Source organism: Actinacidiphila guanduensis, assembly GCF_900103985.1.
Taxonomy (GTDB): domain Bacteria; phylum Actinomycetota; class Actinomycetes; order Streptomycetales; family Streptomycetaceae; genus Actinacidiphila; species Actinacidiphila guanduensis.
Map to the genome: position 1 here is coordinate 201,540 of NZ_FNIE01000009.1, position 16,089 is coordinate 217,628.

Sequence of the window (16,089 nt, forward strand, 5' to 3'; positions counted from 1 at the left end):
GGGCAGGCGCGATGTGCCGGACAGGGTCTAGGACAGGTCGAGCGGGGCGCCGCCGGCGTAGGCGAGCAGGGGCTCGACCGTGGCGCCTCGGGACGGCGGGTGGAAGGCGAGCGGGCGGACCGAGCCGGCCAGCCGGGCGTGCGCGCCGGAGCGGATGAAGTCGATGCCGCCGAGCAGTTCCAGGGCCAGCGAGGTGGCCTGGGCGAGCGCCTCCTGGGCGGCGAACCGGGCGATCAGCACCTGGTTGACCGCCTCCTCACCGGTGACGCCGTCGCGCACCGCGCGGGCGGCGCCCATCAGCAGGTCGAAGGCGGACTCGGTGTGCAGCAGCAGGGCGCCGCGCTCGGAGGCGCTGCCCCGCCCGCGGGTGAGCACCTCCTCGGTCAGCCCCGCCGCGGCGCCGGCGTAGCCGGCCGAGACGAGCATTTCGAACCAGACGAACCCGGCGTTCTGCAGGTCCTCGATCCGGGCCGGGTCGTCCTCGGTGGTGCGCACCACCATGTCCTCGGGGACGAACACCCCCGCCAGCCGCACCTCGTTGCTCTCGGCGGCGGCCAGCACCTCGGTGCCCCAGAACGGGTGCACGGTCAGCCCGGGCGACTTCGCGTCCACCAGGGCCAGCGCCAACTCCGGCTCGCCGCCGTCCCGTCCGGGCACCGCGATGCTCGCGGTGAGCAGGCTCATCGACTGCGACAGGCTGCAGGGCTTCTTGCTGCCGTCGAGCAGGTAGCCGCCCTCGGTCGGCGTCGCGGTGACCGCCGGGGTGAGGATGTTCTGCTGGGTGCGGCCCTCGGCCCAGCCGGAGGCCATCAGCCGCTGCTCGGGCACCACGGTCCGCAGGATGTGCAGTTGGGCGTCGGTCAGGCGGCCGGGGCCGTCGGCCAGCGCGTAGAGCATCGCCGCGGTGAAGTGGTGCATGGTGCTCGCCGCCGCCAGCGACGGCGACAGCGAGCCGACCGCGCGCTGCACCAGCACCGCGTCCACCGGGTCGGCGCCCTGGCCCCCGTATGCGGCCGGGATGAGCAGCCCGGCGCCGCCGGCCGCCCGGAACAGGTCGATCACCGGGCTGCCCGGCGCTTCCCGCTCCTCGAACGGCAGCGCGGCCAGGGCCTTGACGAGCCCGGGATGGAAGCGCTCGCAGGCGCTGCGGGCGGTGTCGAGAGATCTCACGACGGGGTCACACCTTTCGCGGGAGGCGGGTTGAGGCAGGTTGAGGCGGGGCGCGGCCGAATGCCGCCGGGTACGGGAGGCGCGCCGGTCCGGGCCGGGTCGGGGGGGGGGCGGCCCGGACCGGCGGTCAGGAGCCGAAGATCGCCCGGTGCGGGCTGATGTCGCGGGCGACGCTGACGCCCTGCACGTGGGAGGTCTTGAGCATCGGGTAGTTGGCCTCGCCGAACACCCCGCCGGTCAGGCCTGTGCCGCCGTGGCTGGGCAGGTAGGGCAGGAAGCCGATGTGCGAGTCGTTGATCTTCAGCAGGCCGCCGTTGACGACGCGCTGCACGAAGGTGTCGACGACCTTGTCGTCCTTCGCCCACAGCGAGTTGCGCAGCCCGTACTCGTTGGTGTTGACGAAGTCGAGGAAGCGGTCGAGCAGGACGTCGTCGTCACCGGGCTCGGCCACCACGATCGGCAGCAGCGGGAAGAACGTCTCGTGCCGGACGACGTCGTGCTCGCGGGCCGCGGCCATCCCGTCCACCCGCAGCACCGTCGGCTGCAGGAACACGCCGGTCTCGGAGGGGGTGCCGTCCAGTTCGGTGCGCCTGCCGCCGACCACCAGCTGCGCGCCCTGTTCCAGCGCCCGGTCCAGCAGCCCGAAGAACCGCTCGGTGCGGCGGACCGGGGAGAGCAGCACGTCCTCCTGGTCCGGGTAGCCCGGCCGCACATCGGCCACCTGGCGCTTGACCTCCGCGATGAGGTCGTCGGCGACCTCGGGGTGCACCAGCACGTAGTTGGGCACCATGCAGATCTGGCCGGAGCCGTAGAAGGACTCGGTGATCGCCTCGGCGGCGTACGTCAGGTCGGCGTCCTTCCAGACGATGATCCCGTCGTTGCCGGCCAGTTCGAGGATCGGCTTCTTGCCGTTGGCCACGCAACTCTCCTGGAAGCGCAACCCCTCCTGGCTGCCGCCGATGTAGAAGATGTCGTCGATCAGCGGGCTGCTGATCCACCGGTCGAGGGTCTGCTTGGGGTTGGCGCAGACCACGTTGAGCACGCCGGGGGGCGCGCCCACCTCGTCCAGCAGCGGGGCCGCCACGTCCCGCAGCACCCACAGGGTGCTCAGCGCGATGCTGCGCGGGGCACGCACCACCACGGCGTTGCCGGCCATCATGGCCAGCACCGCGAGGGCGGCGCTGGGCGCCGGGGCGTTCTGCGGCGGGTTGAAGGCCACTACGCCGTCCGGCTGGCGGCGCACGATCAGCCGGCGGCCCTCGTGCTCGAACTCGGTGTGCATCTGCTGCGCGTACCAGCGGATGCTCTCCTCGCTGTAGACCTGGAGCAGGCAGCTCAGCTCCCAGCGAGCCAGCTTCACCGGGTGCGACTCGGCGACCAGCATCTCCACGAACTCGTCCTGCCGGCGCAGCAGTTCCTCACGGAAGAGGGTGCCGAGCCGGATGCGGCGCTCCAGCGGGGCGGCCGCCCAGCCCGGTGCGGCCGCCGCGGCCGCCTCGCTGGCCAGGTCGATGGCCGCGTCGTCGGCGATCGCGCACCGGCCGACGACGTAGGGGTGCTCCGCGGCGGGCGAGTCCGCGTCCTTCTCCAGGGTGCGTTTGAGGCTGACGCTGGTGAAGACGTCCTCGAGCAGCGACTTGGCGGTCACGGTGTAGACCCACCCGTCGCCCTCGATGTCTTTTCCGGCGATATACAGCCCGTAGCTGCGAATTTGTTTCCCGGGATTCATCGTGCGGACCCTTCGGAAAATAAATCTCAATCGGATTCCAGGCCAAATCGGATTGATGATGGCAGCCCGCTCTGACCGCGCCCTGACACGGTGCTGATCCGGGGGATATGGTGGCCCGCAGCGTTTTCCCGGGTATTGGGCGGGCGGGCCGCCGGGCCGCGGGAGGCGGTTCATTACCTGGGGGGTAATTGACCCCCCGGAAACGGGGCGACAGGCTGGGAAAGCGCCCGGCCCGCGTGCATCGGCTCCGGCCGGCGGCGTGCCGTGAACCCCCACGTGAACCGATCGGGAGTACGACTCAGATGACCACCGAGACCAACCGCAGCGCCTCGACGCCGTCGCCCCCGGCGCCGGCGGCCGGGACCCCGGCCGAGCCGCATCGGCTGATCCTGCCGATCGTGCTCGCCGGCGTCTTCATCACCACACTCGACTTCTTCATCGTCAACGTCGCCATCCCCTCCCTGCAGAGCGACCTCGGCGCCGGCGACGCCGCCATCGAATGGGTGGTCGCCGGCTTCGGCCTCGCCTACGGCGTCGGCCTGATCACCGGCGGCCGGCTCGGCGACCTCTTCGGACGGCGCCGGATGTTCCTGCTGGGCCTGTCGCTGTTCACCATCGCCTCCCTGCTGTGCGGCGTCGCGAACTCCGGCGGCTTCCTGATCACCTCCCGGGTGATCCAGGGCCTGGCCGCGGCCATGCTGGCGCCGCAGGTGCTGGCGCTGCTGGGCAGCATCTACACCGGTGCCGCCCGGCTGAAGGTGTTCGCCGGCTACGGCCTGGCGATGGGCCTGGCGGCCGTCTTCGGCCAGCTCATCGGCGGCGCGCTGATCCAGGCCGACATCTTCGGCTGGGGCTGGCGGTCCTGCTTCCTGGTGAACCTGCCGATCTGCCTGGTGATCATCGCCGCCACGCTGAAACTGGTCCCGGAGTCCAAGGCGGACGGGCGGCCCAAGCTGGACTTCCTCGGCGTCACCCTGATCACCCTGGCGCTGGTCGCCCTGGTGCTGCCGCTGATCGAGGGCCGCGAGCACGGCTGGCCGGCCTGGACCTGGGCCTCCTTCGGCGCCTTCGTGGTGCTGCTGGGCGCCTTCGTGGTCGCCGAGCGCCGGATCGGTGCCGCGGGCGGCTCGCCGCTGGTGAACATCGCGATGTTCAGCGACCGCGCCTTCGTCGTCGGCCTGCTCGCCCAGCTGGTCTTCTGGATGGGCCAGGCGTCCTTCTTCCTGGTGCTGGCGCTGTACCTGCAGGCCGGCCGCGGCCTGACCGCGCTCCAGGCGGGCCTGCTCTTCACCGCCATCGGCGCCGGCTACATGTACACCTCGATGAACGCGACGAAGTTCGCCGCCAAGCTCGGCCGGCAGGTCATCGCGGTGGGCGGTCTGATCATGGGCGTCGGCCTGGCCGTGATCGGCCTGACCGCGGCCCAGCTGGGCAGCAGCGGGCACACCCCGTGGCTGATCCCGGGCCTGGTGATCGACGGCGCCGGCATGGGCCTGGCGGTCGCCCCGCTGGCCTCCACCGTGCTCGCCCGGGTCAACCCGCAGTACGCCGGCTCGGCCTCCGGCGTGCTCACCACCGGTCTGCAGATCGGCAACTCGGTGGGTGTCGCGGTCATCGGCGTGATCTTCTACAACGCCCTGGGCAACCGGCCCGTGCCCTCCTCCTTCCCCCACGCGTTCGACATGGGTGTGATCTTCCTGATCGCCGTCGCCGCCGGGCTGGCACTGCTGGTGCAGGCCCTGCCCAAGGGCGCCGGCGGCAAGTAGCACGCACAGCCACCTCCCCCCCCCCGCCCGGGGCGGCGTCCCCCCGCGCCGCCCCGGGCCGACAACGGAAAGAGAATGCACGTGAGTGCGAACGACCTGCTCAAGCGGTACGTGGCGGTGTGGAACGAGCCCGACCCCGAGACGCGGCGCGCCGAGGTCGCCCGGCTGTGGGCGGCCGACGGGCTGCACTTCACCCAGACCCGCCGCTTCCAGGGCACCGAGGCGCTGTTCGCCCGGGTCACCGAGGCGTACGACCAGTTCGTCGGCGGCCAGGGGCTGCGGTTCGTCTCGGCGGACAACCTGGTCGGCCACCACGACGCGGTCGCCTTCAACTGGCTGATGTCGCCGGGCGACAGCGACACGGTGCTGGCGGTCGGCTTCGATGTGGTGACGCTGGACGGCGAGGGCCGGATCACCGCCGACTACCAGTTCAACGAGCCGCCGGTGCCGAACGCGGACCTGGACGGACAGGCCGGCCGGCACCTCGCGCTGGCCGCCCTCACCGACGCCGAGCAGCGCCGCAAGGAGGTCGCCGACCTCTACCTGCCGCAGGCCAGGCTGATCGACGAGAACGGCGTGCACGAGGGCTTGGACGCCATCGCGGCCGCGATCGGCGCCCAGCAGGCTGAGGCCGCCGGGCAGGGGCTGACGCCGGCGCTGCGCGGCAACGCCTCCGCGCAGCACGACGCCTTCCGCTTCCCCTGGCAGCTGGTGCCCGCCGGCGGCGGGCAGCCGGCCGCCACCGGACTGGACTTCCTGGTCCGGGACGGGCAGGGCCTGGTGCGCACCCACTACCGCTTCACCGGTGCCGGTCAGACCGTGGCCTAGGACGGGCTCCACGAGAACTGCCCGGCCACCGTGCCGGCCGCTCCGCCGGCCGGCACGGCCCGAGACCGCGGGTCGCGGGCGGTGTCCCCCGTCACCGCCTGCGACCCGCTTCTGCGGTTGTGCCCGTGCCCCAGGATGATGCAGGGTGATGAGATGACCGAGGTGCAGGAAGACCGCCGGCAGCGCTCCGCGACCGTGGGCGAACTGATGCGCCGCTGGCGGGAGCAGCGAGGGTACAGCCAGCTCGCGCTGGCCAATCGCGCCGATATTTCCGCACGTCACCTGAGCTTCCTGGAGACCGGGCGCTCCAGGCCCAGCCGCGACATGGTGCTGCGGCTGGGCCGGCACCTGGACCTGGCGTTGCGCGAGCAGAACCAGCTGCTGCTGGCCGCCGGCTACGCGCCCGCCTTCACAGACTCCTCCCTGGACGCCGTCGAGATGTCCCCCGTGCGTGACGCGCTCCGCCAGATCCTGGCCGGACATGAGCCCTTCCCCGCACTCGTCGTCGACCGCAACTGGAACATCGTGGCGAGCAACAGCGGCTTCGCGCTCTTCGCGAAGGGCGCCTCGCCCGAACTGCTGCGGCCGCCGGTCAACGCGCTGCGGCTGGCCGTGCACCCCGACGGCATGCAGCCCCGCATCGCGAACTTCCCCGAGTGGCGGGCGCAGCTGATGATGCGGCTGCAGCGCCGGGTCGAGCTGACCGCCGAGCCGGGACTGGCCGAGCTGCACCGCGAGCTGAGCGGCTACCCGGGCGGCGCCGAGCCGGCCGGCCCGCGCGCCGACCGGATGGACCCGGCCGCCGACCTCACGGTGCCGCTGCGGCTGCGCTACCAGGACGCCGACCTGTCGCTCATCTGCACCATCGCGACCTTCGGCATGCCGCTGGACGTCACCGTGGCCGAGCTGGCCGTGGAAGCGTTCCTGCCGGCCGACCCGGCGACCGCGGCCGTACTCACCAAGCTGCACACGGCTGCCACGTCCTGACTCGGCCCCGAGCCGGACCTGCCGGCCCTGACCCAGTCCTGGGCCTGGCCTGATGCGGACCTGAGCCGGCCCAAACCCAGTCCTGGGCCTGGCCTGATGCGGCCCCGAGCCGGACCTGAACCGGGCCTGATGCGGCCCCGAGCCGGTGCCGACCGCGTCCTGACCGCGATCGGCACCGGCCGCACGGGCACACGGAAGGGGCGCGGTCTCCCGCGCCCCTTCCGCCGTTCCGTGCTGTCCCGTGCTCTTCTGTGGTGCGTGGCCCCGCGGCTCAGGCCTCGGCCGGCGGCGGGACGGTGTAGGTCGGCGGCCGGTCGAAGTACTGGTGGTCGGCGACGATCCGGCCCTCGTCGTCCAGGATCACGAAGTCGAAGCCCACGGCCTCCAGCGCGCCGGTGGCCGCGGAGACCATGACCCAGTTGAAGCGCAGCGTGTTGTGCTGCCCGTTGGCGTTGTTGCAGGACCGGAAGGTGATGCCGCCCTCGGCGTAGGCGTCGTGGGCGTAGCCGACCTGGGCCGCGATGGCCTCGTGGCCGCGGGACTCGGCGATGGCGTTGAAGTAGCTGCCGTCGGGCGCCCACAGCTCCTCGACGCCCTTGCGGCGGGCCAGCGGGTCGGTCTCGTTCCACACCGCGACATAGCGGTCGGCGAACTCGTTGGGGTTGCCGGCTGTCATCCTGCTCTCCTCACATGCGACGGGGCTGTGTTGGGTGTGCTGGTCCGTGCCGGTGCTGTGCTGTGCGGGACGTGCGGCGCAGGGCGCTACCGGGACGCCACCCGGCCGCGCAGCAGCCGGACGAAGTCCGCGGTGATGGACGTGGTCTCCTCGTGGATGAAGAAGTGGCCCATGCCGCGGAACAGCCGGTTGCCGAGGTAGTTCTCGGTGCGCGGCACCCAGGAGGCCATCGCCTCCGGGTCGACCAGCGGGTCGTGGTCGGCGCTGTAGGTGACGATCGGGCAGGGCACGGCGGCCCCGTCGTCGGCGTAGCTGGCGCACACCTCCAGGTCGGCGCGCATCGCCGGCATCATCAGGCTGATCGCCTCGGGGTCGTTGACGACGGCGTCCGGCAGCGAGCCCAGGCCGCGGGCCCACTCGACGACCTTCTCCTGCGGCACCTGGAGCTGTTCGGGCGGCGGGGTGCGGAACCCCTTGGGGGCCCACGCGGAGGCGCCCAGCAGCACCGGCGCCTGCTCGCCGCGCTCGGCCAGCTCGACGGTGAGCCGGTAGCCGATCAGCGCGCCCATGCAGTGCCCGAAGACGGCGTACGGGCGGCCGTCCAGCTCGGCGGAGATCCGGTCGGCGATCGTCTCCACCAGCGGCACCACATCGGTGAACATGCTCTCGTTCAGGCGCTCCTGGCGGCCCGGCAGCTGGATGCACTGGGTGGAGATGTCCGCCGGGATCAGCGGCGGCCAGTCGCGGTAGATGGAGGCGCCGCTGCCGGCGTAGTGGAAGAGGAAGACTCGGGTTTCGGCGTCCGGCGCGGTCTCCGGCTGGAACCAGCGGTCCGCGACGGCGGCGACCGGATCGGTCATGGCGCTCCTTCACAGGGGTGGTGGGACCCGACTGGGCAGACCGGGCCGACTGGGCCGACTGGGCCGCCGGTCACGGTGCCGCGGTCTCGGCGGCGATGCGCTGGCGCAGCTCGCGGCGGAGCACCTTGCCGGTGGGGTTGCGCGGCAGTTCGGGCAGGAAGTCGTAGCTGGTGGGGATCTTGAAGTCGGCGAGCCGGCCGCGCAGGAAGACCATCAGGTCGCGCCCGCCGACCTGGTGCCCGGGCGCGAGGACCACGCAGGCCCGCACGGTCTCGCCCCACCGCGGGTCGGGCACGCCGACCACGGCGACGTCGGCGACGGCCTCGTGCGCCCGCAGCGCGTTCTCGACCTCGACCGGGTAGATGTTCTGACCGGCGACGATGATCGTGTCGTTGATCCGGTCGCACAGGAACAGGTAGCCGTCCTCGTCGAGGTAGCCGGCGTCGCCGAGCTTCAGCCAGCCGTCCTGCAGCGCCTTGGCGGTGTTCTCCGGCTGCTGCCAGTACTCCAGGAAGTGCGCCGGGCTCCAGACGCTGACCTGGCCGATGGTGCCGGCCGGCAGCTCGTTGCCCTCCTCGTCCAGGATGCGCACCCGGTTGCCCGGGCAGGGCCGGCCGGCCGAGGTCAGCCGCGGGTTGTCCTGGGCGTGGTCGGCCGGGGTGAGGCAGGTGACGACGCTGCCGGTCTCGGCGGCGGCGTACATCTGGGCCAGCTCGCAGCCGAAGCTCTCCCGGCAGCGGGCCAGTTGGGACGGCGAGATGGGGGCGCCGCCGTAGACGACCTTGCGCAGCGAGGCGAACGTCTGCGGTCCGGCGTCGCGCTCGGCCATCATCATGTCGAGCATCGCCGGAGCCGCCCACATCGTGGTGACCGCGTGTTTGGGGATCAGCCGCACGGCCTCCTCGGCGACGAACGTCTCCATGATCACCGAGGTCGCGCCGACGTTGAAGGCGTGCATGAACCAGGCCATGCCGGCCGAGTGCAGGCCGGGGAAGCAGATCAGGGTGCGGTCCACGGGCCGCCAGTCGATCCAGTCGCAACCGGCCCGCTGCATCTGGTCGATGAAGGCGAAGAAGGTGCGGTGGGCGAGGACCACGCCCTTGGGCAGGCCGGAGGTGCCGCTGGTGTACATCTGCACCATCGGGTCGTCGGTGTGCAGCGCCGGCTCCAGATCGCCGGACGGGTCGGTGTCGGGCACGTCGCCCTTCCAGGCCAGGAAGCCCTCGGCCCGGTGGCCGGCGCCGTCGAACCGCACCACCTGCCGCAGGTTCGGCAGCCCGTCCCGGGAGCGCTCCAGCGCGGCGCGGAACTCGCCCTGCACGAAGGCGAGTTTCGCGCCGGAGTCGCGCAGGATGTGGTCCACCTCGCCCGCTGTCAGGCGCCAGTTGATCGGGACCAGGACCACGCCGGTCTTCGCGCAGCCGAGGGCCAGGTCGTAGTAGTGCTCGTTCTCCCGGCCCAGGTAGGCGATCCGGTCGCCGCGGGCCAGACCGGCCGCGCGCAGGGCGTGCGCGGTGCGGTTGCTGTCCCGGTGCAGTTGCGCGTAGCCGACCTCGCGGCCGTCGCACAGGATCGCCGGGTGGTCGGGGCGCCGGGCGGCGTGCAGCGCCGATCGGGCGGCGATGGTCTCCGTGCTCGGTGCGGCCACGGATGTCTCCCTTCGGGGGTGGGGGTGCCGGGGCCCGCTACGGGGCCCCGGCACCGGAGGTGCGGGTCGTCGTCGCGCTGTTCGCTGGGTTCGGTCGGGCGGTTCGGGTCGATCGGGCTGTTCGGGGGCCGGCGGGTCAGGCCGCCGCGAGGGTCAGCTGCTGCTCCAGGAAGGCCGCCAGCTGGGCCGGGGACGGGTGGTCGAAGGCGAGCTGCGGCGGCAGCGGCAGCCGCAGCGCCGCCTCCAGGGCGTTCTTCAGCTCCACCGCGACCAGGGAGTCCAGGCCCATCTGCACGAACTCGGTGTAGGAGTCGACCGAGTCCGCGTCGTCCATGTGCAGGACGGCGGCGGTCTTGGCGCGGACGAACTCGTCGATGGCGGCGAGCCGTTCGGCCTGCGGTGCCTGCAGCAGCGCGTCGAGGTCGAGGGTGCGCGCCTGGTCGGTGCCCGGCTGCACCAGCTTCTCGTAGAGGGCGTTGCGCACCGGCTTGGCCGCGGTGAAGCGGTCCCAGTCGGCCTCGCCCGCCACGATCTGGCTGATGGGGCGGCCCAGCACCGAGGCGAGCGCGCGGGTGCCGCGGCCCGGGGTGAACAGCCGGATGCCCTCGTCCTCCCAGCGCCTGATCAGCGCCTCGCCGAGCCGGGCCGACATGCCGACCTCGGCCCACGGGCCCCAGTTGATCGACAGGCCCGGCAGGCCCTGGGCGAACCGCCAGCCCATCAGGGCGTCCAGGAAGGCGTTGGCGGCCGCGTAGTTGGACTGGCCGGGCGCGCCCACGACCGGGGCGGCCGAGGAGAAGCCGACGAAGAAGTCCAGCTCGGGGAAGGACGCCGCCGCCTGGTGCAGCAGCCAGGAGCCGTACACCTTGGGCCGGAAGACGGCGTCCAGGCTCTCCCACGTCTGGTCGGCCACCGGCTGGTCGCTGGTGGTGCCGGCCGCGTGGATGATGCCGCCGACCGGCGTGCCGGCGGCGAGCAGTGCGGCGGTGATCCGCTCGACGTCGGCCGGTTCGGCGATGTCGCCCGGCAGCACCGTGACCTCCGCGCGCCCGGCGAGCCGGGCGTACAGGTGGGCGACGTCCGCGGTCGGCTCGCTGCGCCGGCCGACCAGGGCCACCTGGCGGGCGCCGAGGTCCACCAGCTTCTCCGCCGCCACCAGGCCCAGGCCGCCGAGGCCGCCGGTGACCAGGTACGTGCGGTCCGGCCGGATCTCGATCTCGCGCGCCTCGGCTGCGGCCGGGTCGCCGAACTCGATCACCAGCTTGCCGATGTTGGCGCCGCGGCTCAGGACGCCGAACGCCTCCTCGACCTCGTCGAGCGTGTAGCCGGTGGTCGGCAGTGGCGGCAGGTCGCCGCTCTCGACCAGCTCCACGATCTTGAGCATGATCTCCTGGTTGAGCGGGATCAGCTCGTCCTCGGGCAGCTCGCTGAGGTCGAAGTTGAAGTAGGTGGCGTCGGGCCGCTGCTCGCGCACCTGCTCCGGCGTCCACACCCCCACCTTGCCCAGCTCCACGAACCGCCCGCCCTGCGCCAGGGAGCGCATGCCGGCCGGGATGAAGTCCTTGTTGAGGCTGTTGAGCACGATGTCGACGCCGCGCCCGCCGGTGGCCCGCTCGATCTCGTCGGCGAAGTCCAGCGTGCGGGAGTTCATCAGGTGCTCCACGCCCTGCGCCCGCAGCAGCGGCCACTTGTGCGGGCTGGCGGTGGCGAAGACCTCCGCTCCGGCCAGCTTCGCCAGGTGAACCGACGCCTGCCCGACGCCGCCGGCCGCGGCGTGGATGAGCACCCGGTCGCCGGCCTTCATGCCGGCCAGCCGGTGCAGGGCGTAGTACGCGGTGACGTACACCGAGATCAGGCCCGCCGCCTCGGTGAAGTCCAGCCGCGCGGGCTTGCGCACGGCCACCGCGGACGGGACGGTCACCCGGCGGCGCATCAGGCCGAGGTAGTTGACGATCACCTCGTCGCCCGGGGCGAAGGACGCCTGCGGGCCGGCCGCGATCACGGTGCCGGCGCACTCGAAGCCGAGCGGCTGCTCGCCGAACTCCTTGAGCATGCCCAGCGCGTTGAGCACGTCCTTGAAGTTCAGGCCGACCGCCTCGACCTGGACCTGGATCTCGTCGCCGGTGGGGAGCACCTCCTCCACGGCCTCCGGCCGGATGCCGGAGAACGTGCCGTACTCCTTGACCGCCAGGCCGAAGCCGGTGTCCCGGCGGGCCCGGGCGTCGTCGGCCACCAGCCGCCGCACGTGCCGGAAGCCGCCGCGGTAGGCGACCTGGAAGTCCCCGCTCTCACGGGCGGTCAACTCCTCGAAGAGCCCGTCGAGACCGCCCTCGGGCAGGTCCAGCAGGGTCGCGCGGTAGGACGGGTACTCGTTGAGCAGCACCGGGCCGAAGCCCCACAGCGAGGCCGCCGCCAGGCGCACCCCGGCCGGGTCGTCGCCGCGCAGCGCCTGGGCCTGCTCGGTGACCAGCCACAGCCGCTGGTCGCGGCCGAAGCCGCGCCGGTCGAGCGCCGCCAGCAGGGCCAGCAGCGAGGTGTAGTTGCGCTCCGACTCCGCCCGCAGTGCCTCGGCGTCCACCGCGCCGGTGCCGCCGCGCCAGAACCAGACCACGTCGGTGATCCGCTCCTGCGCGAGCACGGTCTCGGCCTCGCGGTCGTCGTCGGCGAACAGCACCCGGCCGCCGCCCTCGACGAGCCGCGCGGCGGCCTCGGGGAAGCCCTCGGCGGAGCGGCCGACCACCAGCACCTGGCGGTCGGTGGCGCTGTCCGGGCCGGCCGCCGAGCGCTTGGTCCACCGCAGCTGGTGGAAGAAGCTGCGGCGGGGGGCGCCGGGCGCGTCGGCGAGCTGCTTCAGGCCGAGGCCGCGCAACTCCATCACCGGCGTCTCGCCCTCCAGGACGAGCAGGTCGGCGCAGACGTCGACCTCGGGGGAGTCGGCCGGCACCAGCCGCAGCAGGGTGCGCAGCGACTGCGCGCGCGGCTTGCGGAAGAGGGTGAAGCGGCCGAACCGCACCGGCAGGTAGTTGTTGCCGTCGTCGGCCAGCGCGCCCATGTTGTGCATGGCCGCGTCCAGCAGGGCCGGCGGCACGTGCTCCAGCGGCCCGCCGGTCACGCCTTGCAGATCGCCCACGGTCAGCCCGCTCGGGTAGCGGGTGACCGAGCGCATCAGCCGGAACGCCGGGCCGTAGTCCAGGCCGGCGCCGGCGTAGGCGGCGTAGACGTCGTCGGCCCGCAGCAGGTCCTCCGGGCGCTCGTCCTGCGCGGCCAGCGCGCCCAGGTCGCGGGCGGCCTTGGTGAGGCCGTCCACCTCCTCGCTGCCGACGACTGCCTCGGCATGCAGCCGCTCCACCGCCTCGGCGCCGCTGCCGGCCAGGCTCACGATCTCCACGGCGCTGGTGCCCGCCTCGCCCGGCCGCAGCCGGGTGCGCAGCTTCACCGGGGCGTCGCCGTCGAAAATCAGCGCCTCGCGCAGCGAGACGTCGAAGACCGGCCGGCGGGTGTGGCCGAAGACGGCGTCCTGCAGGGCGAGGACGACCTCCAGGTAGCCGGTGCCGGGGAAGACGACCTTGCCCAGCGCCACGTGGTCGGCCAGGTAGCCGGGCTGCTCGGCGCTGATCGTGGCCGTGAACTCCCGCACCCCGAGGGCACGCTGCTCCTCGGTGGTGGTCTCGGCGCCCAGCAGCGGGTGCCGGACGCTGCTCGCGTCGGTGAACCGGGCGCCCAGGCCGTGCCGGTTGGACGCGGTGGGCAGCCAGTACCGCTTGCGATCGAAGGCGTAGCCGGGCAGCGGCGCCTTGGCCTGCGGGCGGCCGGCGTGGAAACCGGTCCACGACAGGGTGAAGTTGGCGGCGTACAGCTGCGCGACGGCGCCGCGCAGGGTGCGCCCGTCGGTGTCCTTCGGGTGCAGGCTGGCCAGCCACAGGTGGTCCTGGGCGACCACCGACTGCTTGGCGGGCGCGCTGAGCGCCAGCGACGGGCCGATCTCGATCACCGCGTGCCGGCCGCGCTTCTCCACCGCGCGCATGCCGTCGGCGAACCGCACGGGGGCGCCGATGTGCCGCACCCAGTACTCGGGCGTGGCGATGTCCTTGAAGCGGGCCACCTGGCCGGTGACGTTGGAGATCAGGGTGAGCGAGGGCTCCTGGAAGGCGATGTCCTTGATCTCCTCGCGGAAGGCGTCGTAGACTTCGGCCATCAGCGGGGAGTGGAAGGCGTGCGAGACGGTGAGCCGCTTGACCTTCAGGCCGCGCTCGGTGAAGACCGCCATCGCCTCCGCCAGCGAGGTCTCGCCGCCGGAGATGACCGTCTGCTCGGGCGAGTTGACGCCCGCGACGGCCAGGTCCTGGTACTTCTCCAGCAGCGGGGCGACCTCCTCGACCGGCGCCCCGATCGCGGCCATGCCGCCGGGCGCCGTGACCGACTGCATCAGCCGGGCCCGGGCCGCGACCAGCGCGGTGGCGTCCCTCAGGCTGAACAGCCCGGCGACGGCGGCCGCGGCCACCTCGCCGATGCTGTGCCCGATGAGCACGTTGGGCCGCAGGCCGAAGGAGATCCACAGCTTGGCGAGCGCGTACTCCAGGGTGAACAGCGCCGGCTGCGACCACAGGGTCAGGTCCAGCTCGCCGCCGCTGTCGGCGGCGAACATCAGCTCGCGCACCGAGCGGCCGGTGCGCTCGGCGAACAGCGCGTCGCACTCGTCCACATGGGCGGCGAAGACGGGGAACTGCCGGTAGAGCGCCGCGCCCATGCCCGCGTACTGCGAGCCCTGCCCGGCGAAGAGGAAGGCGGTCTTGCGGATGTCGTTGCGCCGGGTGCCGCCGCCCTCGGCGGCGTCCGCGTGCCGGGACAGCAGCGCGGACAGCGAGTCGCGGTCGGTGACGACGCCGCCGACCCGGTGGGTGAAGTGGCTGCGGCCGACGTTGCCGGTGTAGCACAGGGCGGCGATGTCGAGGTCGGGGTGGCGCTCCAGGTGCTCCTGGTAGCGCTGGATCTGCATCTGCAGCGAGCGGCGGGACTTGGCGGAGAGCGTGAAGATGTGGCCGCCCTCGTGCTCGGTGCCCTCGGCCGGCGCGCTCTCGCCGGGGCCGGCCGCGGGGGCCGGGGCCTCCTCCAGGACGGCGGCGGCGATGCTGCCCGCGAAGCCGAAGCTGTTGACGACCGCGCGCCGGGTGCCGGCCCGCCACGGGCGCGGCTCGGTCGGAATGGTGACCGGGATGCTGTCCCAGGGGATGCGGCCGGACGGCTTGCTGAAGTTGATGTGCGGGAAGATCGTGCCGTCGTGCATCTGCAGCACGGTCTTGATGACGCCGGCGATGCCGGCCACGGGCTCGGTGTGCCCGAGGTTGGTCTTCACCGAGGCGACCGTGACCGGCTCCTCGGCGGTGTGCGAGCCCGCGAAGACGTCGCTGATGGCGCCCATCTCGATGGGGTCGCCCAGCGGCGTGCCGGTGCCGTGCGCCTCCACGTACTGGATGTCGGACGGCTCCAGGCCGGCGTTGCGCAGCGCGGCGCGGATCACCGTCTCCTGGGCGGTGCCGTTCGGCACGGTCAGGCCGGCGCTCTCGCCGTCCTCGCCGATCGCGGTGCCGCGGATCAGGGCGAGCACGCGGTCGCCGTCGCGCTGGGCGTCGGAGAGGCGCTTGAGCACCAGCACCGCGCAGCCCTCGGCGCGCACGTACCCGTCGGCGTCCTCGTCGAAGGTCTTGCAGCGGCCGTCGGGCGCCAGCATATTGGCGTGCGAGAACATCACGAAGATGCGCGGGTGGTGCAGGCAGTTCACCGCCGCGGCCAGCGCCACGTCGCAGGAGCCGCTGCGCAGGCCCTCCACCGCCAGGTGGGTCGCCGTCAGCGACGAGGCGCACGCGGTGTCCACGGTCAGGCTGGGCCCGCGCAGGCCGAAGAAGTACGACAGCCGGCCGGACAGCGGGAAGAGCGTGATGCCCGCCGCGAGGTGGCCGTCCAGCTCCTCGTACGGCAGGCCCTCCATCTCCAGGGCGTAGTCGATGGAGCTCGCGCCGACGTAGACGCCGCCGTTGCCGTGCCGCAGGGTGGCCGGGTTGATGTTGGCCTGCTCCAGCGCCTGCCAGGCCGTCTCCAGCAGCAGCCGCTGCTGGGGGTCGACGAAGTTCGCCTCCTTGGGGGAGATGTTGAAGAACTGGGCGTCGAACTGGTCGATCTGGTCCAGGAATCCGGCGCCGGCCGTCCGGACCTTGCCCTTCTCCGGCTCCTCGCCGTCTGCTTCGTCCGGGCGCGGCGCGAGGGCCGCGACGTTCCACCGGTCCTCGGGAACCGGCCGGATGCCGGAGCGGCCCTCCCGCAGGAACTCCGTGAAGCCCTCGGGCGTCTCGTTCCCGCCGGGCAACCGGAAGCCCATGCCGACCAGCGCGATGGGTTCGTTGTCCCTATTCGACATTACGGTCTTCCCT

The 16,089-nt window shown here is 72.7% G+C and carries 9 protein-coding genes; 3 read left to right on the top strand and 6 right to left on the bottom strand.

The genetic code is table 11. From position 1 onward, the window contains the following. Positions 1-27: 27 nt before the first annotated feature. Positions 28-1,170 carry an acyl-CoA dehydrogenase family protein gene (locus BLR33_RS20925; protein ID WP_093786082.1) on the bottom strand — a complete coding sequence of 381 codons (1,143 nt, stop codon included), beginning with the start codon at positions 1,168-1,170 and terminating at the stop codon, positions 28-30. A 127-nt stretch (positions 1,171-1,297) separates the two neighbouring features. Further along, the gene (locus BLR33_RS20930; RefSeq protein ID WP_093786083.1) at positions 1,298-2,899 is read right to left on the bottom strand and encodes an aldehyde dehydrogenase family protein; all 1,602 of its coding nucleotides are present in this window, start codon (positions 2,897-2,899) and stop codon (positions 1,298-1,300) included. Between the two features lie 302 nt (positions 2,900-3,201). Between BLR33_RS20930 and BLR33_RS20935 the strand changes: the two genes are divergently transcribed. From BLR33_RS20935 to BLR33_RS20945, 3 genes are all read left to right on the top strand, one after another. Continuing rightward, positions 3,202-4,665 carry an MFS transporter gene (locus BLR33_RS20935; protein ID WP_093786084.1) on the top strand — a complete coding sequence of 488 codons (1,464 nt, stop codon included), beginning with the start codon at positions 3,202-3,204 and terminating at the stop codon, positions 4,663-4,665. A gap of 81 nt (positions 4,666-4,746) precedes the next feature. Then, positions 4,747-5,493: a hypothetical protein gene (locus BLR33_RS20940; protein WP_143031726.1), complete on the top strand. Its 747-nt coding sequence runs from the start codon at positions 4,747-4,749 to the stop codon at positions 5,491-5,493. Positions 5,494-5,646: 153 nt separating this feature from the next. Further along, positions 5,647-6,480, top strand: coding sequence for a helix-turn-helix domain-containing protein (locus BLR33_RS20945; protein WP_093786086.1), 834 nt, complete (start codon positions 5,647-5,649; stop codon positions 6,478-6,480). Between the two features lie 271 nt (positions 6,481-6,751). On the opposite strand, the gene BLR33_RS20950 is transcribed toward BLR33_RS20945, so the two are convergent. From BLR33_RS20950 to BLR33_RS20965, 4 genes are all read right to left on the bottom strand, one after another. Next, on the bottom strand, positions 6,752-7,156 hold the full coding sequence (locus tag BLR33_RS20950) for a nuclear transport factor 2 family protein (RefSeq protein ID WP_093786087.1): 405 nt from the start codon (positions 7,154-7,156) through the stop codon (positions 6,752-6,754). Between the two features lie 86 nt (positions 7,157-7,242). Further along, positions 7,243-8,016, bottom strand: a complete 774-nt coding sequence (locus BLR33_RS20955) for a thioesterase II family protein (protein ID WP_093786088.1) — start codon at positions 8,014-8,016, stop codon at positions 7,243-7,245. A 70-nt stretch (positions 8,017-8,086) separates the two neighbouring features. After that, positions 8,087-9,664, bottom strand: coding sequence for a long-chain-fatty-acid--CoA ligase (locus BLR33_RS20960; protein WP_093786089.1), 1,578 nt, complete (start codon positions 9,662-9,664; stop codon positions 8,087-8,089). A gap of 136 nt (positions 9,665-9,800) precedes the next feature. Continuing rightward, positions 9,801-16,076, bottom strand: coding sequence for a type I polyketide synthase (locus BLR33_RS20965; RefSeq protein ID WP_093786090.1), 6,276 nt, complete (start codon positions 16,074-16,076; stop codon positions 9,801-9,803). Positions 16,077-16,089 lie beyond the last annotated feature (13 nt).